Annotated in this window: 27 protein-coding genes and 1 other annotated feature; of the genes, 20 read left to right on the forward strand and 7 right to left on the reverse strand. The window is 36.8% G+C overall.

Annotated elements, in window-relative coordinates:
* Positions 1-159 precede the first annotated feature (159 nt).
* Positions 160-975, reverse strand: a complete 816-nt coding sequence (gene ehuA, locus HNR27_RS16930; RefSeq protein WP_429340565.1) for an ectoine/hydroxyectoine ABC transporter ATP-binding protein EhuA — start codon at positions 973-975, stop codon at positions 160-162.
* Positions 976-1,290: 315 nt separating this feature from the next.
* Between ehuA and ytzI the strand changes: the two genes are divergently transcribed.
* The 9 genes from ytzI to HNR27_RS16975 all read left to right on the forward strand — a co-directional run bounded on the left by ytzI (position 1,291) and on the right by HNR27_RS16975 (position 8,673).
* Positions 1,291-1,443, forward strand: coding sequence for a YtzI protein (gene ytzI / locus HNR27_RS16935; protein WP_212920678.1), 153 nt, complete (start codon positions 1,291-1,293; stop codon positions 1,441-1,443).
* 183 nt (positions 1,444-1,626) lie between these two features.
* The gene (locus HNR27_RS16940; RefSeq protein WP_429340566.1) at positions 1,627-2,253 is read left to right on the forward strand and encodes a glycerol-3-phosphate acyltransferase; all 627 of its coding nucleotides are present in this window, start codon (positions 1,627-1,629) and stop codon (positions 2,251-2,253) included.
* Positions 2,254-2,256: 3 nt separating this feature from the next.
* Positions 2,257-2,742, forward strand: coding sequence for a DUF456 domain-containing protein (locus HNR27_RS16945; protein WP_429340567.1), 486 nt, complete (start codon positions 2,257-2,259; stop codon positions 2,740-2,742).
* A gap of 139 nt (positions 2,743-2,881) precedes the next feature.
* A complete protein-coding gene (locus HNR27_RS16950; protein ID WP_429340568.1) occupies positions 2,882-3,313 on the forward strand; it encodes a DUF2512 family protein in 432 nt (143 codons plus the stop codon).
* Between the two features lie 82 nt (positions 3,314-3,395).
* Positions 3,396-3,615 (forward strand) — a binding site (T-box leader).
* 59 nt (positions 3,616-3,674) lie between these two features.
* The gene (gene proS / locus HNR27_RS16955; protein WP_429340569.1) at positions 3,675-5,111 is read left to right on the forward strand and encodes a proline--tRNA ligase; all 1,437 of its coding nucleotides are present in this window, start codon (positions 3,675-3,677) and stop codon (positions 5,109-5,111) included.
* A gap of 166 nt (positions 5,112-5,277) precedes the next feature.
* Positions 5,278-6,438, forward strand: coding sequence for a M20 family metallopeptidase (locus HNR27_RS16960; protein WP_429340570.1), 1,161 nt, complete (start codon positions 5,278-5,280; stop codon positions 6,436-6,438).
* 62 nt (positions 6,439-6,500) lie between these two features.
* Complete coding sequence (locus tag HNR27_RS16965) at positions 6,501-7,268, forward strand: substrate-binding periplasmic protein (protein WP_429340571.1); 768 nt, start codon at positions 6,501-6,503, stop codon at positions 7,266-7,268.
* A gap of 30 nt (positions 7,269-7,298) precedes the next feature.
* Complete coding sequence (locus HNR27_RS16970) at positions 7,299-7,958, forward strand: amino acid ABC transporter permease (protein WP_429340572.1); 660 nt, start codon at positions 7,299-7,301, stop codon at positions 7,956-7,958.
* Entirely contained in the window at positions 7,951-8,673 is a 723-nt protein-coding gene (locus HNR27_RS16975) for an amino acid ABC transporter ATP-binding protein (protein ID WP_429340573.1), read from the forward strand. The genes HNR27_RS16970 and HNR27_RS16975 overlap by 8 nt, the downstream gene beginning before the upstream one ends.
* A 34-nt stretch (positions 8,674-8,707) precedes the next feature.
* On the opposite strand, the gene HNR27_RS16980 is transcribed toward HNR27_RS16975, so the two are convergent.
* On the reverse strand, positions 8,708-9,184 hold the full coding sequence (locus tag HNR27_RS16980; protein WP_429340574.1) for a glutathione peroxidase: 477 nt from the start codon (positions 9,182-9,184) through the stop codon (positions 8,708-8,710).
* 175 nt (positions 9,185-9,359) lie between these two features.
* Complete coding sequence (gene trhO / locus HNR27_RS16985) at positions 9,360-10,334, reverse strand: oxygen-dependent tRNA uridine(34) hydroxylase TrhO (protein ID WP_212920668.1); 975 nt, start codon at positions 10,332-10,334, stop codon at positions 9,360-9,362.
* 247 nt (positions 10,335-10,581) lie between these two features.
* Here trhO and HNR27_RS16990 point away from each other — a divergent pair, with 247 nt between their 5' ends.
* Positions 10,582-10,797, forward strand: coding sequence for a hypothetical protein (locus HNR27_RS16990; protein WP_429340575.1), 216 nt, complete (start codon positions 10,582-10,584; stop codon positions 10,795-10,797).
* Between the two features lie 34 nt (positions 10,798-10,831).
* Here the strand turns inward: HNR27_RS16990 and HNR27_RS16995 are convergent, their stop codons facing one another.
* Positions 10,832-11,611: a helical backbone metal receptor gene (locus HNR27_RS16995; RefSeq protein WP_429340576.1), complete on the reverse strand. Its 780-nt coding sequence runs from the start codon at positions 11,609-11,611 to the stop codon at positions 10,832-10,834.
* Positions 11,612-11,911: 300 nt separating this feature from the next.
* Here HNR27_RS16995 and cspD point away from each other — a divergent pair, with 300 nt between their 5' ends.
* The 3 genes from cspD to HNR27_RS17010 all read left to right on the forward strand — a co-directional run bounded on the left by cspD (position 11,912) and on the right by HNR27_RS17010 (position 13,209).
* Positions 11,912-12,109, forward strand: coding sequence for a cold-shock protein CspD (cspD, locus tag HNR27_RS17000; protein ID WP_188385451.1), 198 nt, complete (start codon positions 11,912-11,914; stop codon positions 12,107-12,109).
* Between the two features lie 115 nt (positions 12,110-12,224).
* On the forward strand, positions 12,225-12,905 hold the full coding sequence (locus HNR27_RS17005; protein ID WP_212920665.1) for a class I SAM-dependent methyltransferase: 681 nt from the start codon (positions 12,225-12,227) through the stop codon (positions 12,903-12,905).
* Between the two features lies 1 nt (position 12,906).
* Positions 12,907-13,209: a hypothetical protein gene (locus HNR27_RS17010; RefSeq protein ID WP_429340577.1), complete on the forward strand. Its 303-nt coding sequence runs from the start codon at positions 12,907-12,909 to the stop codon at positions 13,207-13,209.
* Here the strand turns inward: HNR27_RS17010 and HNR27_RS17015 are convergent.
* Positions 13,206-14,174: an NAD(P)-dependent oxidoreductase gene (locus HNR27_RS17015; RefSeq protein WP_429340602.1), complete on the reverse strand. Its 969-nt coding sequence runs from the start codon at positions 14,172-14,174 to the stop codon at positions 13,206-13,208. The two genes, HNR27_RS17010 and HNR27_RS17015, sit on opposite strands and share 4 nt — an antisense overlap.
* On the opposite strand from HNR27_RS17015, the gene HNR27_RS17020 reads away from it, so the two are divergent.
* The 3 genes from HNR27_RS17020 (at position 14,169) to HNR27_RS17030 (ending at position 15,682) form a co-directional block, all read left to right on the forward strand.
* Complete coding sequence (locus HNR27_RS17020; RefSeq protein ID WP_429340578.1) at positions 14,169-14,618, forward strand: GNAT family N-acetyltransferase; 450 nt, start codon at positions 14,169-14,171, stop codon at positions 14,616-14,618. The genes HNR27_RS17015 and HNR27_RS17020 overlap by 6 nt on opposite strands.
* Positions 14,619-14,713: 95 nt before the next feature.
* The gene (locus HNR27_RS17025) at positions 14,714-15,385 is read left to right on the forward strand and encodes a TraR/DksA C4-type zinc finger protein (protein ID WP_429340579.1); all 672 of its coding nucleotides are present in this window, start codon (positions 14,714-14,716) and stop codon (positions 15,383-15,385) included.
* A 90-nt stretch (positions 15,386-15,475) separates the two neighbouring features.
* The gene (locus tag HNR27_RS17030; RefSeq protein WP_212920660.1) at positions 15,476-15,682 is read left to right on the forward strand and encodes a zinc ribbon domain-containing protein; all 207 of its coding nucleotides are present in this window, start codon (positions 15,476-15,478) and stop codon (positions 15,680-15,682) included.
* A 58-nt stretch (positions 15,683-15,740) separates the two neighbouring features.
* On the opposite strand, the gene HNR27_RS17035 is transcribed toward HNR27_RS17030, so the two are convergent.
* Together HNR27_RS17035 and HNR27_RS17040 are read right to left on the reverse strand one after the other, a co-directional pair.
* The gene (locus HNR27_RS17035; protein ID WP_429340580.1) at positions 15,741-16,619 is read right to left on the reverse strand and encodes a zinc ribbon domain-containing protein; all 879 of its coding nucleotides are present in this window, start codon (positions 16,617-16,619) and stop codon (positions 15,741-15,743) included.
* A 106-nt stretch (positions 16,620-16,725) separates the two neighbouring features.
* Positions 16,726-18,036, reverse strand: coding sequence for a S1C family serine protease (locus tag HNR27_RS17040; RefSeq protein WP_429340581.1), 1,311 nt, complete (start codon positions 18,034-18,036; stop codon positions 16,726-16,728).
* A 162-nt stretch (positions 18,037-18,198) separates the two neighbouring features.
* Here HNR27_RS17040 and HNR27_RS17045 point away from each other — a divergent pair, with 162 nt between their 5' ends.
* The 4 genes from HNR27_RS17045 to HNR27_RS17060 all read left to right on the forward strand — a co-directional run bounded on the left by HNR27_RS17045 (position 18,199) and on the right by HNR27_RS17060 (position 23,325).
* Complete coding sequence (locus HNR27_RS17045; protein ID WP_429340582.1) at positions 18,199-18,885, forward strand: response regulator transcription factor; 687 nt, start codon at positions 18,199-18,201, stop codon at positions 18,883-18,885.
* Entirely contained in the window at positions 18,882-20,228 is a 1,347-nt protein-coding gene (locus HNR27_RS17050) for a sensor histidine kinase (RefSeq protein ID WP_429340583.1), read from the forward strand. The genes HNR27_RS17045 and HNR27_RS17050 overlap by 4 nt, the downstream gene beginning before the upstream one ends.
* 75 nt (positions 20,229-20,303) lie before the next feature.
* A complete protein-coding gene (gene typA, locus HNR27_RS17055) occupies positions 20,304-22,133 on the forward strand; it encodes a translational GTPase TypA (protein ID WP_429340584.1) in 1,830 nt (609 codons plus the stop codon).
* Between the two features lie 121 nt (positions 22,134-22,254).
* Positions 22,255-23,325, forward strand: coding sequence for a PQQ-dependent sugar dehydrogenase (locus HNR27_RS17060; RefSeq protein WP_429340603.1), 1,071 nt, complete (start codon positions 22,255-22,257; stop codon positions 23,323-23,325).
* The last annotated feature ends 44 nt before the right edge of the window (positions 23,326-23,369 follow it).

Raw genomic sequence — 23,369 nt, forward strand, 5'->3', positions numbered from 1 at the left:
AAGGTGTCCTTTTTGTGTGCATAAAAAGAGTGGTATTCACCTGTTTAGGTAAGTACCACTCTTTTTTTATTTACTGGGGTTTTGTCCCAGCCTCTCTCTTAAAAGTAATATCCTCTATAATTAATTCATTCTTCATTAATCCCATAACAAACAGGTCAACTAGCTCCGAAAACGATGTAAAAATTGTTGTAATCGTTCATTATTCGATTCCTCAAGTACTTCACTTGGTGTTCCTTCTTCTGCAATAACACCATTATCCAAGAATATAACTCGATCAGCCACATCAAGTGCGAAATCCATTTCGTGCGTTACGAGCACCATTGCCATTTCGCCCTCTTTAGCAATATCACGAATAACCTCTAGTACTTCTCCAACTAGTTCTGGGTCAAGGGCAGATGTAACCTCATCGAATAGCATAATTTTTGGTCGCATTACAAGTGCTCTTGCCATAGCGACGCGTTGCTTTTGTCCACCAGATAATTGGCTAGGATAGCTATCTAGCTTATCGCCAAGTCCTACCTTTTCGAGCATTTGTATGGCACGTCTTTTGACACTGGATCTTTCTTCCTTTTTTACATGAACTGGAGCAGTCATACAGTTTTGTAATATCGTCATATGCGGGAAAAGGTTAAAATGTTGAAACACCATTCCGATATCTCCACGAATCGCTCGTAAATGTTTTTCATTTGCTTTGGCAAGTCTACCATTCTTCTCCATCTGCCAAAGGTTCTTACCATCAACGATAATCTCTCCGGAAGTTGGTTGCTCTAGCGTCATTAGCATTCGTATTATTGTTGTTTTTCCTGAGCCACTTGGTCCGATGAGGGCAACCTTTTCTCCTGGGTGAATAGCAAGATTAATCCCTCTTAATACTTCTGTATCACCATAGGATTTACATATATTTTTGTAAGACACAATGGGCTTCTTTTTTGATTTCAACGAGTGGATATGTTCTTTCTCCGTTACCGATACCATTACATGACAGCTCCTTTATATTCCTGTAGCTATGGGCTATTATCATAACGACGATTTATCGTTCTTTTCTTGATTGAAATTGCGGAAGGATAGCTATTACCGGTGCAAAGATGTACCTAAATAATTATCAGCACTATTTTAACATTAATACTGTTAAGATGAAAAGAAAGGCATTATCGTATATGTGTAAAGCGAAAGATTTTTTAAAAACATCCTATAATTATTTGGCTAGCAATATATCTGTTTCGTGTTAGAATATAGTTAATATACTAACAAGGGCTTTTTCTATGGTAGGGGGGGAGAAAGATTATTACGATGATTTGGGTAGTTGCGATTGTATGTATAGTTATTACGATTATCGTCGTTGCCTTATCAATCTTAACACTGGACAAAGGGTATGGGTATAAACATACAATAGATCCACTACCATCGGAAAGTGATAAGGGAAGTAATCGGAATCAAAGTTAATGAGTAGCTGTTGGAATTTAGATAAGTGGACGGAAGCTCGCATGAAATTATGCGGGCTTTTTGTATTTAAAGGTATTAATCTAGTCTTCATTCAGTGCCCTTTTTTCTAAAAATACTGTATCCAATACCACTGTCTTATATTAGAATAAAAATAACAAATGAAGAACATGAAGGGGGAAAAACATGTATTTCCTTATCAGTATTCTAATTGGTTATGCGTTTGGATGTATACATGGTTCTCAATTAGTTGGTAAATATAAAAAAATAGATATAAAAAATTCAGGTGTTAAAAATGCTGGGGCTTCCAATACTACTATTCTATTAGGATGGAAATATGGAATTTTAGTTGCACTTATTGATATTTTTAAAGGTACCCTTGCTATCTTATTCATGCTTTACATTTTAAATGAAAACAGTATAACAGGTGATACTCAAATTTTATTAGTGTATGTTACGGCGATGGCAGTTATACTTGGTCACAATTTTCCAATTACAATGAAGTTTAATGGAGGAAAGGGAACAGCATCACTTGTCGGAATTTTACTAGCAATAGATTGGAAAATTGCACTGATCGGTATTGCCATTCTATTCATTTTTACTTTCGCAACAGATTATCTTGTTATTGGTGTCTTGATGATGTATATTTCTTTTTTAGTAACAACGTATTATTTTTTTGGAGAAGAGCCAACAATGATTGTAGTTCTTCTATCTGTCTTAAGTGTTGTGAAACATTTAGAGAATTATAAACGTATTATTACGAAAGAGGAAAGAAAGCTTTCTAGTATGTTTCAGAAAAGAGTAAAGGAGTAACTGATGATTGAGATCATTATTTGGATTTTAATTGTAGCATTATTTATCCTAAGCTTTGTTGGAGTAATTTATCCAATTATTCCATCTGTACTACTCATTTGGATTGGCTTCTTATTGTATCAATTCGGTATTAATGGGGACGAATTAGGCTTCATCTTTTGGACGATAATGGTTATTTTTACTATTATTCTTTTTGTGGCGGATATTGTAGCAAACAGCTACTTTGTGAAGAAGTTTGGGGGTAGTAAGTGGGGCGAACGTGGTGCGGCTATTGCTGTCATTATTGGCTCATTTGTTATACCACCATTCGGGATAATTATTATACCTTTTGTCGCTGTTCTAATCATTGAAATGCTTCAGAAGCGAACCTTTCAGGAAGCTTTTAAGGCATCTATTGGCTCGTTGTTAGGATTTTTAAGTGGAACATTTGCTAAGGTTTTCGTGCAAATCATCATGATTATTTTGTTTATTATCAATATAATATTTTAAGAGACAAGGCAGCTTTATAAATGACAAAAGCTGCCTTCTGTTTTACCCCTATTTATGTGTATGTAACATTACCTTATAAGTAAATAACACAAATTAGGTCAAAATATAGGTAATGATGTAAAGAAGGGGTGTATGGAATTTGAATCATTTAAAAATCCTTGGAATTAAATTTGGTGCGGTACTTTTTACTGTCTTTGCTCTCTACAGTGTATTTCAAGAGACGAGTCTCATGGATATTATTCTGATTAGCCTATTTACTACAATTGTTTCTTATCTCATTGGAGATTTAATTATTTTAAGATATGCAGGAAATATTAATGCGACGATATCAGACTTTGGGTTAGCCTTTGTGCTATTACTTATTTTCAGCTATGTGTTCATAGGATATGATATTCCATTGATTACATTGGCATTATTAGGTTCTTTTTTTATCTCTTGTTGTGAGCCTTTTCTACATGGATATATACTAAATAAAATCCCCCCAGCAGTTAGGAGGGATCACCGAACATTAAATCAACTACAGACTGAAATTGCAGATGAACCCGATATTCATAAGCTAAAAAAGGAATAAATAGTTGAGAAGACGCGATTCGTATTGGGGATACTTGACATTCGTAAGGAAGCACTTTATATTTAAGTTTAATATAAGAAATATGGAAACGTTGAAAAGGATTAGTACAATTTAAACAGTCTATTCAGAGAGGAAATGGTTGGTGAGAATTTCCATAGACAAAAATTGGAACCTGCCTTGGAGTTCGCCATCGGATGATACGTCATGAAGATGTGCGCGGTCATTGACCGTTATCAAGTCAAGTGTACTACCGGTCTATCGGTAGTAAACAAGGGTGGTACCACCAATCCTCGGTCCCTTATGTGGATTCCGAGGTTTTTTTGTGTTCTCAAAAATTAATTTATTTAAAGAGGTGCTGTTCATGAGCAAGAAAAATAAGGAGTTTGTTGAAAAAATTACAGCCATGGAGGATGACTTTGCCCAGTGGTATACCGATGTGGTGAAGCAAGCAGAATTAGTAGAATATGGTCAAGTAAGAGGAACCATGATTATTAAGCCATATGGCTATGCTATCTGGGAAAATATTAAAAATGAGTTAGATCGTATGATTAAGGAAACCGGTCACTCCAATGTTGCGTTCCCATTATTTATTCCAGAGAGCCTACTACAAAAGGAGGCAGATCACGTAGAAGGATTCGCACCTGAAGTAGCTTGGGTTACTCATGGTGGCAATGAAGAATTAGTGGAAAGAATTGCAGTTCGTCCTACATCAGAGGTTCTTTTCTGTGATTATTATTCCAAAAACATTCATTCTTATCGTGACTTACCGAAGCTATATAATCAGTGGGCAAATGTAGTCCGTTGGGAAAAGACGACCCGTCCATTTTTACGTTCTTCTGAGTTCCATTGGCAGGAAGGACATACAGCACATGCAACAGATGAGGATGCGAAGCAGGAAACAGATCGTATGTTGAATGTTTATGCCGATTTAGTGGAGCACTACTTAGCTATTCCAGTACTTCGTGGTCGTAAAACCGATAAAGAGAAATTCGCTGGTGCTAAGTATACTTTAACAATTGAAGCACTAATGCATGATGGAAAAGCGCTACAATCTGGAACATCCCATCATTTTGGAACAGGTTTTGCAGAAGCATTTAATATTACGTACCTTGATGAAAATGGAAAGAGCCAATTTGTTCATCAAACCTCTTGGGGAGTTTCTACTAGAATCATGGGTGCATTAATTATGGTACACGGTGATAATCGTGGCTTGGTAGTGCCACCAAGAATTGCACCAATTCAAGCTATGATTGTACCTATTGCACAGCACAAAGAGGGAGTTCTCGATAAGGCATATGAATTACGTGACCAGTTGAGATCCCTGGTACGGGTTGATATTGATGCAAGTGATAAGATGCCAGGATGGAAATTTAATGAGTATGAAATGAAGGGTATTCCAGTTCGTATTGAAATGGGACCAAAGGATATTGAAAATAAGCAGGTTGTATTAGTTCGCAGGGATACTGGCGACAAAGAATTTGTTGCACTAGATGACTTACAAGAACGATTACCAGCTTTACTTGAGGAAGTTCAGCAAAATCTTTATGATAAAGCATTGACACACCGCAATGAAATGACTAGAGAAGCTAAGAATATGGATGAATTCAAACAGGCAGTAGAAAAAGGTGGATTTATCAAGGCAATGTGGTGTGGTGACCTTGCATGTGAGGAAAAAATTAAAGAAGAAACAACTGCAACCTCTCGTTGCATACCGTTCGAACAGGATAAGATTGCTAATAGCTGTGTCTGCTGTGGAAAAGAAGCAAAAGAGATGGTGTATTGGGCAAGAGCATATTAATTCGTGGATAGATGAGGGCCTAGTTTTTTTACTAGGGCCCTCTTTTTTATGGATTTAGAGCTGTCGGGTGAATTCGATATTTTTTCAAAAAAAATGTTGAATATTTATTGAAATAATGTTATAAATATACACATGAGTTAATAAATATGCATAAAAGGAGTATACTATGAAAAATTTGTTGAAAAAGGAATTACATAAAATAGAAAATGATTTATGGTCAATTGCTAACAAGATGTATGAAAATCCAGAATTAGGTGACCAGGAATTTGAATCTATGAAACTACTTGTTGATTTATTAAGTAAGCATGAATTTGAAGTAGAGGTGGGCATAGTAGGAAGACCTACAGCATTTCGAGCAGAATACCATAGTGATAAGCCTGGCCCAAAGGTAGCCTTTCTAGCCGAATATGATGCCTTACCGGTTGTAGGTCATGGATGTGGACACAATTTGATTGGCACGATAAGCGCCGGTGCAGGGATAACCTTGAGTAAAATAATCCAGGAAATTGGTGGGAGTGTTGTCGTACTAGGAACCCCGGCAGAGGAAACAAATGGTGCAAAGGTGCCTATGAGTGAAAAGGGGATATTTAATGATATCGATGTTGCTATGATACTTCATCCGGGTGATCAATCCCATATTAGTGGAGATTCCTTAGCAATGGATGCTATTCAATTTGCTTATACTGGAAAAACCTCACATGCTGCTGCTTCACCTGAGGAAGGAATTAATGCACTTGATAGTGTTATTCAATTATTTAATGGTATCAATGCATTAAGGCAGCACCTATTACCTGATGTACGAATTCATGGAATTATCTCTGAGGGTGGGAAAGCTGCTAACGTTGTACCAGATTATGCAGTTGGACAATTTTATATACGTGCAAAAGAACGTTCCTATTTAAATCAAGTAGTAGAAAAAGTGAAAGCTATTGCTGAAGGTGCAGCACGTATGACTGGTGCAATACTAGAAATTTCCAATTATGAGCTAAGCTATGATGAAATGAAAACGAATCAAGCATTATCAGCTGCTTTTACTAATAACTTAGAACAGACTAGTAAACTACCAATATTGTCTGCAAAAGAAACCTATGGATCAATTGATATGGGAAATGTCAGTCAAGTTGTTCCAGCAATTCATCCGTATATTGGAATGAATAAACCAGGACTAATTGCACATACAAAGGAGTTTGCCAATCAAACGATAACAGAAGATGGCTTTGAGGCATTGAGGTCAGGTGCCCTCGCATTAGCATATACAGGCTTTGATGTGATTACAGATACGAAGTTATATGAATCGATACAAGCTGAATTTAAAGGTAAGAAGTAATTTTTATACACCAAAATGAATATTTATTTAATTGCAATTATATTTATAAGGGAGAGTTCAACATGAAAAAAGCGAAAATAGGAATTTTATTTATCTTATTACTGAGTCTATTAGCTGCCTGTAGCTCTGGAGAGGCAAATTCAATGGATAAAGAAGGAAAAAAAATATTAAAGGTTGCAACCTCAGCTGACTTCCCACCCTTTGAATCCTTTGATGACAAGGGTAATATTATTGGCTTTGACGCCGATTTAGCAAAGAAAATTGCTGATGAATTAGGTTATGAAATAAAGATAGAAGATATGGAATTTGATGGTTTGATAGGTTCCTTACAGTCTAAGAGAGTAGATATGGTGCTTTCTGGTATGAGTGCAACAAAGGATAGACGCAAGAATGTAGACTTTTCTGAGTCATATCATCATTCAGGAGAAATGTTTATTACGAAGGCTGAGGACGCTTTTCAGGATTTAGAAAGCTTAAGAGGGAAAATAGTTGGTGTACAGCTTGGAACAATTCAAGAGGAAGGTGCAGAGAAATTAGCAGAAGAATATGGGTTTGAAATAAAGAAAATAGATAATGCTAGTATTCTTATTCAGGAACTAAATACGAATCGTATTGATGTTGCTTATATGGATAAGACTGTTGCAATAGGTTATATCAAATCACAAGGCTTTGTTGGCTTTGATGATCCAACAACTAGCTCACCAGGTATGGCAATAGCGTTTCCAAAGGGAAGTGAATTAGCTGCTGATGTTAACAAAATACTGAAGAAGCTTGAAGAAGATGGAACTATACAGGAACTAAAGGATAAATGGTTATCAGAATATGAATAACTTTATTGCTAGAAGGTGAGGTGTGAAGGCATGAATTTGGACTTTAGCCAAATCGTGCCTTCAATTCCTTTTATTTTAGAAGGAATTGGAGCAACGTTAAAATTTGTCAGTGTATCCATCCTATTAGGTTTAATTTTAGGAACAATATTTGCATTATGTAAAATTAGTAATAAAAAATGGTTAAAGTGGCCTGCAGATGCTTATACTTCGATCTTTCGTGGTACACCATTAATCTTACAATTGATGATTATTCATTATGCAGTGCCACAGCTATTTCAATATGATATTCCAGTGTTTTTAAGTGCTGTATTAGCTTTTGGCTTGAATTCGGCTGCTTATGTATCGGAGATCATTCGTGCGGGAATTATGGCTGTCGATAAAGGACAGGTTGAAGCGGCTGAAGCATTAGGAGTTGCTTATAGACCAATGATGCTGAATATTATTCTGCCCCAGGCAATTAAGAACATCTTGCCTGCATTGATGAATGAATTTGTTTCCTTAACAAAGGAGTCGGCATTAGTTTCAACAATCGGCTATCTAGACATTATGCGAAGAGCAGAGATAGTTGGTTCGCAATTATACCGTAATTTCGAACCGTTACTGTTTGCCGGTCTAATTTATTGGGTGATGGTTTTTATTCTATCTACTATTGGTAGATGGGTTGAACGGAGGATGAGGCATAGTGATTAAGATAAATAATCTTTCTAAAAGCTTTAGTGATAACTTAGTTTTAGAAAATATTACAACAACGATTGAACATGGAGAAGTTGTGGCAGTGATTGGTCCATCAGGTTCAGGGAAATCTACCTTTCTGCGCTGTATAAATTTACTGGAATCCCCGTCAAGTGGTCAAATTTTATTACATGAAATGGACATTACCAAACCCAAGATAAATAAACTTGAGATCCGGAAGAATATTGGAATGGTTTTTCAACATTTTCATTTGTTTCCCCACATGACAGCATTAGAAAATGTTATGTACGCTCCAATGAAGGTAAAGCATCAGAAGAGAGGGGAAGCAGAGAAAATTGCAAAGGAATTATTGATTAAAGTTGGTTTAACAGAGAAAATGGACACCTATCCAAACCGCTTATCCGGTGGTCAGAAACAGCGTGTGGCGATTGCTAGGGCACTTGCCATGGAACCAGAAATCATGTTATTTGATGAGCCGACTTCTGCACTAGATCCAGAGATGGTTAAGGAAGTCTTGGATGTAATGAAGGATCTGGCTAAAAGTGGAATGACTATGGTTGTTGTGACTCATGAGATGAATTTTGCAAAGGAAGTGGCAGATAGAATTATCTTTATGGATGGTGGACAACTGATTGAAGAAGGAGAGCCAATATCCTTTTTCGATAATCCACAAACAAAGCGAGCAGGAGACTTCTTAGCAAAGGTTCTTTGATAAAAAAACTCGATGGCTATCCATCGAGTTTTTTTTATTGGAGAAGGTGTTCAATATCCTTTTCAATTTTGTCTGGAGTGGTTTGTGGTGAATACCGTTTTATTACACTTCCGTTTTGATCAACTAGAAACTTCGTGAAATTCCATTTGATTTCCTTCGTTACAAACCCTTTTGCTTCTTCTGTTAGAAATTTGAATAGGGGATGTGCATTTGGCCCCTTCACGTCTATCTTTTGGAACATCTGAAAGGTAACACCATAATTTACTTTACAGAAGCCATCAATCTCTTCATTCGTTCCAGGGTCCTGATTCCCAAATTGATTACAAGGGAAACCAAGGACTTCAAATCCTTTACCATGATATGTTTCATATAGCTTTTGTAAACCATCTAATTGGGGTGTAAACCCACATTTACTTGCTGTATTTACAATTAATAGTACCTTTCCCTTGTATTGGGATAGATGAATGGTTTCTCCTTTAATTGATCCAACGGAAAAATCATGTACATTCATTAATAATTCCCCCTTTCCACTTGAGAATAGCATAAATTATCACAGGAAACTATTAAATGCTCAAATGCCTACTCGGCAACAATCATACGATAATGGCCATAAAAAAACTGCACCTCCAATTGTTATTTGTGTCTAACAATTGGGGTGCAGTTCAATGATGATCGTCTTTTTTTTCTTACGCTTCTTGAGCAACTTGATTTTCTTTAGCAATAACATCTAATCGATGTTGAATCTCTTCTTGTGAAAGGTTGTGTTCTTTAATATATAAGTTACGTGGGTGTACACGACATTCGTGTGAGCATCCGCGCATATATTTATGTTCATTCTCTTCTGAGCAGAGTATTTGTCGATTACATTCTGGATTTGCACAATTTACATAACGCTCGCAAGGTTTGCCATCAAAGAAGTCTTTCCCTACAACAACATGTTCCTTACGATTTATTGGTACAGAGATGCGCTCATCAAATACATAACATTGTCCATCCCATAGCTCACCCTGTACTTCTGGGTCTTTACCATAGGTTACAATTCCCCCATGAAGCTGTGCAACATCTTCAAATCCTTGCTTAATCATCCAGCCAGTGAATTTCTCACAGCGAATTCCACCAGTACAGTACATCAAAATCTTTTTACCTTCAATCAAATGTTTGTTTTTTTGTACCCATTCTGGTAAATCACGGAAATTATCAATATCCGGGTTAAGTGCGCCACGGAAATGTCCTAATTCATATTCATAGTCGTTACGTGTATCAAAAATAACGACGTCATCACGTTGCATTGCTTCATACCATTCTTTCGGAGATAAAAACTCACCAGTTAATTCCTTAGGATCAACATTCTCTTCTTCATCCAAACGAAGGGTTACAAGCTCTTTACGTGGTCTAACATGCATTTTCTTAAATGCATGACCATCACTTTCGTCTACCTTGAAAACTAAATCAGCAAAGCGAGGGTCGTTGTGCATCATTTCCATATACTTCGTGGTAGCCTCGACAGTACCAGAAACAGTACCATTGATTCCCTCTTTCGCTACTAGAATTCTACCCTTTAAACCAGCGTCTTTACAAAAAGCTAAATGCTCTTTTGCAAAGATTTCAGGATCCTCGATGTCTACATACTTGTAGTACAATAATACTCGATATTTTTCCATTTCATTACCACCTATCATTCATATTTGCAAGATATAAATGTTGGTAGTCGTTATTTACTTTTTTATAATCTTGCAAGAGTATAGTTTAACAAGTTTTTACCAAAAATTCAACAGGATAATGTTAGTAGATAGGAAGAGAATAGTAACTTTTCGAAGTGTTTTAGAAGGGAAAGAAACGATAATAGGACATTTTGCTTTCGGGTATATTAAGAGGGTAGGATATTATGAAAAAGAGGAGGCAGCAGCCGTGACTCAGCGTAATACTGGAAGGGAAACGACTCCCCATTCTGATGGAAAACGGGAAAGCATTATTAATTCTTCTGCAGGAGTTCAATTTGGTATAAAATCTAACGTACAGCATGATGAGAACTCTTCCTCTCATCAGAAAACAAAAGATGATCAGTTAATGCGTTTTGAAAAGCTAATGAGAGGTACCCCAGTTAATCACAAGGACAAAAAATAAAGTTGCTTGGTCACTCTACGAAGACCAAGCAATATTAAAGCTTCTGGAAGAGATTATTAAAATATTTCCCGCTTTGCAGCATCTTAGCCCCGTACCAAAACATTTCCCCATCAACTAATAAAGGGGTAACATTCGGTAGTAACTCTAACCATTCCTTCAGGTGTTTTTCACGAAACGGATACGGTTCTGTAGCTAACAGGACGTAGTCTAGATTTTCCTTTAGAAAGTCCTGTTCAAAGACGGTTGGATATCGTCCGTCATATAAAGTAAATGGGTTAATAAGGCCCATTTTGTCGAGTAAGGATTGAATATATGTATCTCTGCCGACGACCATATAGGGATTTTTCCAAATAACGTATGCGGCCCGTTTGTTATGAACATGAGGTAAATTTTGTAATACGTTTTGGATTTGTTTAGTTAAATTATTAGCTTTAATCTTTGTGTCCGTTAACAACCCTAAATCTTCGATCATACGAAAAACATCTAACGTATTTTGTACCTCAAATACAAAAACAGGATAATACCTTTCCAGTGTCTCTACGATTTCTTTTGTATTTTCCTCTTTCTCAGCAATGATAAGATCTGGTTTTACTTGATGGATACGATCAATATTAATATCCTTTGTGCCGCCAATATTTTTAGCAAGGAGCACTTTATCTTTAGGGTGAATACAAAACCTTGTTCTTCCGACAATCTCATCTTCAAGTCCTAAATAATACATGGTTTCAGTGATTGCTGGAACAAGAGAGACAATTCGTTTAGGTGGATAATCGAATTGAATTGTTCTTCCGAGGTGGTCAGTAAAGGTTTGCATGTCAGTTCCCCCTTATAAAAACCAATAATTGTTATTAGTTTAGTTTACCCTACTGGAGATTACCTGTCATTTCCAAAAGTAAAGCAGAATATTACAAATAAGTTATATTTGTAACACGGAATTTAATTTTTTTCTTAAATATATCTGAGATACTTGCTTTTTTCTTCTTAAACAGGTACATTATAAATAGCAAAAGGAAATTGAAGTTTGTAATACTTTACGATCTCTTTATCAGAGTTTGGGTAAAAGTATTAATGATTCAATTATACTTTGCAAGCTATTGATAAGGAGGTCATATAAATGACTGGTAAAGTAAAATGGTTTAACGCAGAAAAAGGTTTCGGTTTCATCGAGCGCGAAGACGGTGACGATGTATTCGTACACTTCTCAGCAATCCAAACTGATGGTTTCAAAACTCTTGAAGAAGGTCAAGACGTTGAATTTGAAATCGTTGAAGGTAACCGTGGACCACAAGCAGCTAACGTTGTTAAACTATAATTAAACCACAACCACAAGGCTTATCTCATCTGAGATAAGCCTTTTTATGTCTTACACACCATATTTTTACGATTCTTGTGAAGTTTTACTTTATCTTATATTAGGAGGTAGTTTCATGAGTAAGTTTGATTGGGTAAAGAAAGCAAAAACGCAATGGGATCAAACAGCGGAGTTCTGGAGTGAACGCAGTAAACAGATGTGGGATAAGGGAAGCCGGAAAGAAATTATTCCTTTTTTAGATAAACATCTAAATCAAGGCGCAAAAATATTGGATGTTGGCTGTGGTGATGGTTATGGTACATATAAATTACACTCACTAGGCTATCAGGTTATGGGAATTGATTTATCAGAGGAAATGATTGTAAAGGCAAAGGAACGATTACAAGCCATTCCATTTCAGCAGGCAGATGTAGTCGATTTACCAATAGAATCGCATTCCTTTGACGGTGTATTATGTATCAATGTTCTTGAATGGGTGGAAGTGCCATCACTTGCCCTAACGGAAATTCGTAGGATATTGAAACCCAGTGGATTACTTTGTGTTGGAATTTTAGGTCCAACTGCCGGGCCAAGAGGTAATGACTATCGAAAGGTGTACGGTGAACATACAATTTGTAATTCGATGATGCCTTGGGAGTTTCTTCAGCTTGCTAAGGAAATGGATTTTCAAGTGGTTGATGGCTTCGGAGTGTATAAAGAAGGAGTTAAAAAACAACATCATGAAGGATTATCACAAGAATTAAAACAAGCGTTGAGCTTCATGTGGATTTTTTTACTTCAAAAAGTAGGTGACTAAAATGGATAAAAAAGCAATGGAAGATTATATTATTGAAAAATATCAGCACGATGAAAAAATGATGATATTAGTTTTTGCACAGTGGTGTATCAATCGTGATTTAGACCCAATGGAACTATATCACGCTGCATATCCTAGTCAGGGAAAAAAAAAGGTGTTGGAAGAAATGATAGAATTAACCGTTCCCAAAAAGGATTCTGAAGAAATAGCAGATGAGACAGTGTTAGCGGTACTTCAGCTTTTCGGGAACGATAGCCTAGCATTTGTCGTTCAACAAATAATTGATAACCAGAAGAATAATTAAAGTGTAGCTGCAAATAATTTAATCAATGCTTGTGTTCCACTATCAGCTTCACCTTTCTCGGCAAGCTCTTGATAGAGCTTAAGTGATAATTCTAAGCCTGGAGTTGATAATCCTAGTTCCTTTGCTGATTCAATTGCAATGGTCATATCCTTGATGAAATGCTTCACATAAAAGCCAGGTGCAAAATCTCCCTCAATCATACGGGGTGCAAGCTTGGATAAAGAGAAGCTCCCAGCTGCGCCAGTCGTAATACTGTCTAAAACTCTTACTGGGTCAAGTCCAGCTTTTTTCGCATAGGCAATAGCTTCACAGACACCAATCATATTGGAGGCAATTGCTATCTGGTTACTTAGCTTTGTATGTTGTCCTGCACCAGCCTTTCCTTGAAGGATAATGTTGCTACCCATCACTTCAAATATCGGGAAAACTGTATCAAAGGCTTCCTGTTCCCCTCCAACCATAATGGCAAGTGTACCATTTTTCGCACCAATGTCTCCTCCTGAAACGGGAGCATCTAGGGAGTATAAGCCCTTTTCTTTTGCTTTCTTAAAAATCTGCATTGCTAAAGACGGCTTTGAGGTTGTCATATCTATTAGGTATGCACCCTTTTTCGCGTTTTCAATAATTCCACCGCTTCCTAGATATACTTCCTCTACATCCTTTGGATATCCAACAATGGAAATAATAACATTCGCTTCTTGAGAAAGCTCTTTAATGCTATCCTTCCATAACGCTCCATTGTTCAATAATTCCTGAGCTTTTTCTTTTGTACGATTAAAAACATGAACAGAATAACCAGCCTTTAGCAAATTCAGGGCCATACTTTTTCCCATTACACCTGTTCCTATAAAGCCGATTTTTGTATTTTGTGTAAGCATTATGTAGCACTCCCTTCCTGATTCTACTATATAATTATTTTCAACATTATAAAAGCAAATTTGCAATTGGAGTGATAGTGCATGCATTGGCAGTTGAAAAGCTTTAATGAATTGACCGTCCAAGAATTATACGCAATTTTAAAGGCTAGAACAGATGTATTTGTTGTTGAACAAGAATGTCCATATCCAGAGTTAGATAATTATGACCAAAAATCATTACATTATTATTTAACGGTTGAGGGGGAGATTGCTGCATATGTTCGACTTCTCCCTAAAGGACTTGTCTATAAGGAGACTCCAGCAATTGGGAGGGTCCTGGTAGTAGAAAAGTTTAGATCACGTGGCTATGCTCGAGAAATCATGGAAAATGCACTCCATATTATTGATGAAAAGTGGCAAGAAAGCACTGTTAGAATTCAAGCACAGGCTTATTTAAAAGGATTTTATGAATCCTTGGGGTTTCAGCAAATCTCTTCTGAATATTTGGAGGATGGTATTCCACATATTGACATGTTGTTAGAAGGAAATTAAAGAATCAATATAATTCTATTACACATAGTAAGATTAGCTACCTTTTATCACAGGTTCAGGGGAAGTAAAACCCCAACGAATAAGGAGGCTAATACATGTTATCGAATGAACAGAAAAGTGAGTGTAAAAATGCATTGCTACTGAGGCAGAATGAATTAATTGAACACGTTCAGGATCATTTTGGTCTAAATTATGAATTAATAAAGGAATCGATGAGTGAGCTATCCAATTACGATAATCATCCAGCTGACCATGGAACCGAGCTTTATGAACGAGAGAAGGATATAGCACTTAATGAGCATGCTGAAAAGGAATTAGAAGAAATAAATAAAGCATTGCACGCTATTGAGGAAGGAACGTATGGGATTTGTAAGGAGTGTGGAATGGACATTCCTTTTGAGCGACTACAAGCAGTGCCTACGACTGATCGTTGTATAAACCACGCAAACAATATTACGTTTGAGCGAAATAGAACGGTTGAAGAGGAAGTATTCAGTCCGAATATTAACCCTGATGAGGCTACCGATGAGACTCAGGTAGGCTACGATGCAGAAGATGCTTGGCAGGAAGTAAGTAGGTATGGTACTTCTGAAACAGGTTCAGACCTATATGGAGATCAGGAAAATTATGATGAGATGTACCCAAACAGCGACGAAAATATTAGCAGTGTAGAGGATATAGAGGAATTTGTTGCTGCTGATGAACGGGGGTATTTTACTGGAGTAACACCAAATCATAACCGCTATGAGAATGAGTTAGAGGAATAAATTGTACACAGCCATTTTAGCTATGGCTGTGTTATTTTTTGAAACATTATAGTTAGGCAAACCGTAATAAAATGAAGGAGCGTGATGAAGATGAGTGAGAATAGAGGCTGTATGAAATGTGGTAGTATGGATGCTTCAAAGAAAGAAGTAGCGATGACAGGAACAGGGCTATCAAAAATGTTTGATATCCAGCATAATCAATTTGTTGTTGTCTATTGTAATAACTGTGGATATTCCGAGTTCTATAATAAAAATAGCTCAGCCGGAATGAATATACTTGATTTATTTTTAGGTTAATAAAAAAGCGGGAACCCGTAAACGAATTAAGTTTGGTCCCGCTTCTGTAATAATTTACCTATCTTAGAAAGTAGAAGACATCTCTCATAAATGCACCGATTAAAGAATTTGCCACAAGGAAGATAAATAAGAAGGATACAAAATACTGACCAAGTAATGTATAAATTCGATCTAATCCAGTAGCCTCTTTTTCATATAATATACAAGCTGGTATTACAAATATAGGTCCCATAATACTAATGGTAAAGAGAATTGTAGGTAAAAATGGTAAATGTCCAATCGACAGTACAGCACCTACTAAATATAGAAGGGCATATGGTAATAAATACGCTCCGTACTTACCAATTACGTCTAAATATGTAAAATCTACTTTAGTAATTTTAGCTGCTACATAGGTTAATGAAGCAATGCCGGCTAATAAAATGATAACTAATAATAATGGCATAAATAATTCATAAAATATAGATGGTGCAGGCATGAACCATGTACTTCTTGCAATAAAAGCATGTGGTAAGAAGAGTGTAAATGCAACAATTAATGCGAAAGCAACAATTGTAATAAGTGATGAAAATAAATCTTTATGGTTTGCCTTTCGCGCCATAGTTGGTTGCTTTACTAATGTAAGGAAAAAGTGTCCAAAGTTAGCAAAAACTAAAGTAAGCTGATCTGTGAAATCTGATTTGTTCTCTTGCTTCTTCGTTTGTTCTTTTTGAGATTGATTAGAATTCGTATGGAGAGCAGTTAGGGAACCCGTTGAATCATTTAATTCAACTTGTTCGTTAACACTTTCAGTCTGCTCTATCTCCATTGATTCATATGGAACCGTTTCTTCAACTTTCGGCTGTTCTTGTACCAGTTCGCTATGCTCCAGCAATCCCCCACAGTTGGAACAGAACCTGCCGCTCTCTGATTCATGGCCACAATGCTGACATTTCATACTAACACTCCTTTAAATCATACAGTTAAATCATATTATATATAATATCGATAAAAAAGAGCAATGAATAAAAAATAGGAAGGGGGGATGTCCCTTCCTATTTAGATTAATCGTTTCTTTGTGTCAGCTTAAGTTCAATAATCTGTTTTTTACCATTACGATAGATCTCTAGTTTTACGGAATCTCCTACTTGCGTTTTTGTATACATATATTTTCTTAGCTCTAATGCTGAAGGAGTATCATGACCGTCTATTTTAGTAATGACATCAAATTGCTGTAAGCCTGCCTTATCAGCTGGTGAGCCTGCCTCTACACTTGCAACCACCATACCATCCTCTACTTCTTCAGGGAGGATGATGTTGTGACGGTATTGCATTGGTACTTGATTAATGGAGGCCATGCTAATTCCGATAAATGGTCGCTCTACTTTGCCATTTGATTCTAATTGTTCAACAATAGGAAGTGCTGCGTCTATCGGGATTGCAAACCCAATTCCTTCTACCTGTGTCATAGCAATTTTCATAGAGTTGATTCCAATAACCTTACCGCTAGAATCTACTAGGGCACCACCGCTGTTACCAGGATTAATAGCGGCGTCTGTTTGAATAACCTCAGTAACCCAATCTTCTGCACCATCTCCATCCGTATCCATTGATACAGAGCGATTTAATCCGCTTATAATACCTTTTGTTAAGGAATTAGCAAACTCCATACCAAGTGGGTTTCCGATGGCATACACGGTTTCTCCAACTTGTTTTCCATCTGTCGTGCCAAGTGTTGCAACTCGGTCGATTTTGCTACCGTCAATTTCAAGTACTGCTAAATCAGATAAGTCATCAGAGCCAAGAACCTTTGCTTTCATTCGTTCATCATTGGATAAGACAACTTCAACCTCTTCTGCTCCTGCTACAACATGATGATTTGTAATGACATAAGCCTTGCCATTTTCTTTTTTATAAATAATACCCGAACCAGTTCCGGTCTCCTCACTTTGCGTCCAAATACTTTGTCTCTTCATATTTGAAACACCAACAACTGCTTCGGAAACCTCGGCCAAATTAGTAGATGCCTCTGCATCATCTGTAGCCATTGTTGTCACTACATTTTGCTTATTCGTATCACTTTTATCAGCTATAGCTCCTCCTGATGTATCATTCTCGAAAGTTGGGATGAGATTATTCATGATTAGTATTAACACAATTACTGCAGGTATTAGCCCCCCTAACATACCGGCAAAAAATGCCCGTATGCTTGATGGGCTTTTTCCTTTAACTCTTTTCTCTTTAACGACTTTATTTGGTTTTGTTAAGCCAGGATCCTCACTTTCTTCTGAAAGATTGGTTATTGCTTCAGAAGTTGAAGTACTATCATTTTGAGTTGTTTCCATTGTATCGTCGTTTCGCTCATTATATTCCATACGATTCTTCCTTTCATAAAAGGTTATTTATAGCATATCCTAAAGCCTCGGAATAGCTTTGGTATAAATGTGGAATAAGTGTGGAATTAAGGGAAATATATTGTTTCCTAACTTATTTTTTGTGAAAATAGAAGCAAAGAAAATAGCAAAGCGGTGAGATGTATGAATTATCATATTGCTGTTATTGAGGATGACCCTAACATTCAAAATATTATTTCTGCCTTCTTAAAAAAAGAGGGCTATCAGGTTTCTGTAGTAGAAAGTGCTGAAAAAGGTCTATCACTTTGGAAAACGAATCCACCTGATATGTGGATTGTAGATATAATGCTTCCCGGTATGGACGGTTATGAATTTTGTAGGCTGGTACGAAATGAAAGTGATGTTCCAATCATTATTGTATCTGCTAAGGATGAAGAGATTGATAAGATTCTAGGGCTTGAATTAGGTGGAGATGATTACTTAACGAAACCATTTAGTCCTCGGGAGCTTATCGCCAGAGTGAAAAGAGTATTTAAACGATATCGTCCAGACGAAGTGAAACAGGAAATTACAGAACAGGTTGTAGTGGATGGACTCGTTATTAATAAGAGTGACCGTAGGGTCTTTTGGAATGGAATAGAACAAGATGTAACCACGAAAGAATTTGATATGTTAATTCTGTTTGCTGAAAATGTAAATCGAGCTTTTTCCCGTGAAGAATTATTGATGAAGGTTTGGGGGGAAGACTACTTTGGTAGTGACCGGGCGGTAGATGATTTAGTGAAAAGAATTCGAAAAAAATTTCAAGAATTACCACTAGAAACGGTATGGGGGTATGGTTACCGTTTACGAGATAAAGAGGAATCATGATGAAACTTCAATATCAATTAAATGCTGCCTTTACTGCTTTACTATTAATAATTATGGCTGTCACAGGCTATGTGATATACTCACTAATTTTGAATTTATTAATTCAGGATGAACAGAGACAGCTGGAACAAAAAGGTGAGATTTTAGTTAACGTTTTAGACGATGCATTTATTTCAAGACAGAATCTCATTGGCTTTAATGAGTTTCTACAGGACCAGGATTTACAATTGTTTTTATATGATAGGGAACAAAATACAGTACTATACTCCACTTTACCAAAGCAAATAGTAACCGGATTATTCATGAATAATGATTTTTCGAATAACGATGAGGAGCTTTGGGAATATGGGAAGGAGAAGTATGTAACTTCTAGAATTTTATTTGTCCCGAAAAGTCTTGGGTTAGAATTAATTCTCTTAACCCCACTTGGCGATCTTCAGGTGGTTCAACATAATTTTATTCAACGAATGCTAATTGTATTTGCTGTTGGAGCAGTAGTGGTTATTGTTCTTAGCTATTTTTTAACGAATAAGCTTGTGACCCCGCTAACTAGGCTTAACTATCAGTTAAAGAAAATTGAAAAGCGGAAATTTGACGAAATTGAACCGATTCAAGCGACTGGTGAAATAAAGGAAGTGTCGCAAAGCTTTTATGATATGGCAAATGAACTACAGCGCTACATCAACACACAGCAAACCTTCTTTCAAAATGCTAGTCATGAATTAAAAACACCTCTTATGACTATTCAAGGATATGCAGAAGGAATAAGGGAGAAGGTATTTGATGAGAAGGAAGAAGAAAAAGGTCTTGAGGTCATTGTTACGGAGGTTAGCCGCTTAAAGAAAATCATTAATGAAATGATTTTACTTGCTAAATTGGAGAGTGAGGAGGTCACCTATCAAAAAGAATTATTCGGAGTAAATTCTTTGTTTGATAAGGTAATGGAACGTGCATTACCATTAGCTACAGAAAAAGAAATGGACTTGAAGCGGAATATAGATGACACGATACAAATATATGGAGATGAGGAAAGGCTGTTACAAGCACTATTAAATCTCACCTTTAATGCACTCCGACATGGAAATAAACAGCTTCTTTTGACAGCTAGGCAGGAAGATAATCATGTGATAATGACTATTGAAGATGATGGAGAAGGGATTGAGGATGAGCTCAGACCGCATATTTTTCATCGATTTGTGAAAGGTAAGAATGGGGAGACAGGTCTTGGACTGGCAATTTCTAGAGCAATTGTTGAGCAATTTGATGGAAAAATTGAAGCAGGAAAATCCACGTTAGGTGGAGCGAAGTTTACGCTAACTTTTCCAATCACATCCAGTAAATAAAAACAAGACAAAAAAGACATATTATGATATAATTGTCTAGTTTGATTCTACTCGGAAATAAGAGGAGCGTACTTTATGCAATTTAGAGAAGATGTTCGTAATATCGCAATTATCGCTCACGTAGACCACGGAAAGACTACCTTAGTGGACCAATTACTAAAATACTCTGGTACTTTTCGTGAAAATGAGCATGTAGATGAGCGTGCCATGGACTCAAATGATATTGAGCGTGAACGAGGAATTACCATTTTAGCAAAAAACACAGCCATTAGCTATAACGATACAAGAATAAATATTTTAGATACACCTGGACACGCTGATTTTGGCGGTGAGGTAGAACGGATAATGAAAATGGTTGATGGTGTTGCTCTAGTGGTTGACTCCTATGAAGGGACTATGCCACAAACACGGTTTGTATTAAAAAAAGCCTTAGAGCAAAAATTAACACCAATAGTCGTTTTAAATAAAATAGACCGTCCAAATGCTAGACCAGAGGAAGTAGTGGATGAAGTACTTGATTTATTTATTGAGCTAGGAGCAGATGATGAACAGCTAGAGTTTCCAGTTGTGTATGCATCTGCATTAAATGGTACTTCTGGATATGAGCCAGATGAACAAAAAGAAACAATGGATCCTATCTTTGAAACCATCATTAAACATATTCCAGCACCAATTGATAACCGTGAGGAACCATTACAATTTCAAGTTACTTTGCTTGATTACAATGATTATGTTGGGCGTATTGGAATTGGGCGTGTTGTTCGTGGGAAGATCCATGTTGGCCAACAAGTAGTAGTCCTCAAAAAGGACGGCTCACAAAAATCATTCCGAATTAGTAAATTATTTGGTTTCTTTGGCTTAAAGCGATTAGAAATTGAAGAAGCATCTGCTGGGGATATTGTAGCTATTTCTGGTCTAGATGATATTAACGTGGGAGAAACAATCTGTCCACAGGATCATCCGGATGCATTACCATTATTGCATATTGATGAGCCAACCCTGCAAATGACTTTTGTTGTTAATAATAGTCCTTTTGCTGGCAGAGAAGGAAAGTACATTACTTCTCGTAAAATTGAAGAGCGTCTAATGAAACAGTTAGAGACAGATGTAAGTTTACGTGTTGATCCAACGGAATCACCAGATGCTTGGGTCGTATCGGGACGTGGCGAATTACACTTATCCATTTTAATTGAAAACATGCGTAGAGAGGGCTATGAATTACAGCTTTCCAAACCAAAGGTTATTCTAAAAGAAATTGATGGCGTTCTATGTGAGCCGGTTGAACGTGTTCAAGTTGATGTACCAGAGGAACATACTGGAGCTGTCATGGAATCACTTGGTCAACGTAAAGGTGAAATGTTGGATATGGTGAACTTTGGTAATGGACAAGTTCGCTTAGAATTCAAGGTTCCTTCCCGTGGATTAATTGGGTATACAACTGAATTCATGTCAGAAACTCGTGGATATGGTATTTTAAACCATACTTTTGAAGCGTACGAGCCAGTAATTAAGGGACAAGTTGGTGGAAGAAGACAGGGTGTACTTGTAGCACTGGAAAATGGAAAAGCGTCAACCTATGGAATTATGGGTCTAGAGGATCGCGGAATTATTTTTGTTGAACCAGGTACTGAGGTTTATGCAGGTATGATTGTTGGTGAACATAACCGTGAAAATGACTTAACAGTTAATATTACAAAGGAAAAGCATTTAACAAACGTTCGTTCTGCAACGAAAGACCAGACAGCAGTTATTCGCAAAACACGGAGCATGTCGTTGGAAGAAGCGCTCGAATATTTAAATGAAGATGAATACTGTGAAGTAACACCAGAATCCATTCGCTTACGTAAGAAAATTTTAAATAAAAATGAACGTGAAAAAGCAGCAAAACGTGCTAAAATGATTTAGAAAGATCTTGGAGGAAGTATCCTCCAGGATTTTTTTTGTATTCAATAGTTTATTCACTTATAAAAATTCCTAAATTGCATTAGAATGAAGATAATAAACTAATTGTTAGGAGTTGATTTGTATACGAATTCTTTATCCCCTTATTGCCCTAGTTATCCTCATTCTAACTGGTTGCTCACAGGCGCAAAATACGCTTACTGGTTCCAAAGAACAAGCAATGAATAATAGCGAGCAGATAAAATATGAGATAATTGCTACAAATCTTCAAGTGCCTTGGGAAATTGTGAAGATTGAAGAGAAATTGTATATTAGTGAGCGAACAGGTTTTATTGTGGAAATCGAAGAACAAAAGATAAGTCGAAAGCGGGTTCAATTAGAGAAAGATTTATCCAATCAACCTGAAGCAGGTTTATTAGGTATATCATTTCCGGAAGGCTTTACTGATACAGCATATGCCTACTACTCCTATGTAGAACGAGGTCATTATTTTCAACGAGTTGTGGAAATAAAGCAAACAAATGATTCGTGGAAGGAAACGGCAACATTACTTGATCAAATACCAGGAGGTAAGTTTCACCAAGGTGGAAGAATTGAGATAGGACCTAACAAGAGACTTTACATTACAACTGGTGATGCTACTGTTCCTGAATTAGCTCAGGACATAAATAGTTTAGCTGGAAAAATTCTAAGAATGAACCTTGATGGTAGTATTCCAGATGATAATCCATTTGAAAACAGCTATGTATATTCTTATGGTCACCGAAATCCACAAGGTCTAGCTTGGGATAATGAAGGTCAATTATATGCTACGGAACATGGTGCCAGTGCTCATGACGAAATTAATCGGATACAAAAAGGGAAAAACTACGGCTGGCCAACTATTCAAGGTGATGAACGACGGGAAGGAATGGAGGCTCCTATTATTCATTCAGGTGAGACGACATGGGCGCCATCAGGAATGACCTTTTTAACAGGGAAGTTCTATTTTGCTTCTTTACGTGGAGAGGGGATTCGAGAATTTGATCCAATTGCGAAGACAGAACAACTAATCATTTCCGATGTAGGACGAGTTCGAGATGTACTATCTACTCCAGAAGGACTTTATGCAATCACGAATAATACGGACGGAAGAGGAAATCCAACTAATCAAGATGATATATTACTTTTTATTCCGATAAATAGCCTTAAATAGTAGCTTTATCAGTACCAAACAAAAGAAGGAAGTAAGCCTCTTAG

Origin of the sequence: Ornithinibacillus bavariensis, from assembly GCF_050433565.1 — a bacterium.
GTDB lineage: Bacteria > Bacillota > Bacilli > Bacillales > Amphibacillaceae > Ornithinibacillus > Ornithinibacillus bavariensis.

Coding starts and splice junctions, on each gene's coding strand:
- ehuA (WP_429340565.1), bottom strand. CDS start 975: ATGGTATCGGTAACGGAGAAAGAACATATCCACTCGTTGAAATCAAAA.
- ytzI (WP_212920678.1), top strand. CDS start 1,291: ATGATTTGGGTAGTTGCGATTGTATGTATAGTTATTACGATTATCGTC.
- HNR27_RS16940 (WP_429340566.1), top strand. CDS start 1,627: ATGTATTTCCTTATCAGTATTCTAATTGGTTATGCGTTTGGATGTATA.
- HNR27_RS16945 (WP_429340567.1), top strand. CDS start 2,257: ATGATTGAGATCATTATTTGGATTTTAATTGTAGCATTATTTATCCTA.
- proS (WP_429340569.1), top strand. CDS start 3,675: ATGAGCAAGAAAAATAAGGAGTTTGTTGAAAAAATTACAGCCATGGAG.
- HNR27_RS16960 (WP_429340570.1), top strand. CDS start 5,278: ATGAAAAATTTGTTGAAAAAGGAATTACATAAAATAGAAAATGATTTA.
- HNR27_RS16965 (WP_429340571.1), top strand. CDS start 6,501: ATGAAAAAAGCGAAAATAGGAATTTTATTTATCTTATTACTGAGTCTA.
- HNR27_RS16970 (WP_429340572.1), top strand. CDS start 7,299: ATGAATTTGGACTTTAGCCAAATCGTGCCTTCAATTCCTTTTATTTTA.
- HNR27_RS16980 (WP_429340574.1), bottom strand. CDS start 9,184: ATGAATGTACATGATTTTTCCGTTGGATCAATTAAAGGAGAAACCATT.
- trhO (WP_212920668.1), bottom strand. CDS start 10,334: ATGGAAAAATATCGAGTATTATTGTACTACAAGTATGTAGACATCGAG.
- HNR27_RS16995 (WP_429340576.1), bottom strand. CDS start 11,611: ATGCAAACCTTTACTGACCACCTCGGAAGAACAATTCAATTCGATTAT.
- cspD (WP_188385451.1), top strand. CDS start 11,912: ATGACTGGTAAAGTAAAATGGTTTAACGCAGAAAAAGGTTTCGGTTTC.
- HNR27_RS17005 (WP_212920665.1), top strand. CDS start 12,225: ATGAGTAAGTTTGATTGGGTAAAGAAAGCAAAAACGCAATGGGATCAA.
- HNR27_RS17010 (WP_429340577.1), top strand. CDS start 12,907: ATGGATAAAAAAGCAATGGAAGATTATATTATTGAAAAATATCAGCAC.
- HNR27_RS17020 (WP_429340578.1), top strand. CDS start 14,169: ATGCATTGGCAGTTGAAAAGCTTTAATGAATTGACCGTCCAAGAATTA.
- HNR27_RS17015 (WP_429340602.1), bottom strand. CDS start 14,174: ATGCATGCACTATCACTCCAATTGCAAATTTGCTTTTATAATGTTGAA.
- HNR27_RS17025 (WP_429340579.1), top strand. CDS start 14,714: ATGTTATCGAATGAACAGAAAAGTGAGTGTAAAAATGCATTGCTACTG.
- HNR27_RS17030 (WP_212920660.1), top strand. CDS start 15,476: ATGAGTGAGAATAGAGGCTGTATGAAATGTGGTAGTATGGATGCTTCA.
- HNR27_RS17035 (WP_429340580.1), bottom strand. CDS start 16,619: ATGAAATGTCAGCATTGTGGCCATGAATCAGAGAGCGGCAGGTTCTGT.
- HNR27_RS17040 (WP_429340581.1), bottom strand. CDS start 18,036: ATGGAATATAATGAGCGAAACGACGATACAATGGAAACAACTCAAAAT.
- HNR27_RS17045 (WP_429340582.1), top strand. CDS start 18,199: ATGAATTATCATATTGCTGTTATTGAGGATGACCCTAACATTCAAAAT.
- HNR27_RS17050 (WP_429340583.1), top strand. CDS start 18,882: ATGATGAAACTTCAATATCAATTAAATGCTGCCTTTACTGCTTTACTA.
- typA (WP_429340584.1), top strand. CDS start 20,304: ATGCAATTTAGAGAAGATGTTCGTAATATCGCAATTATCGCTCACGTA.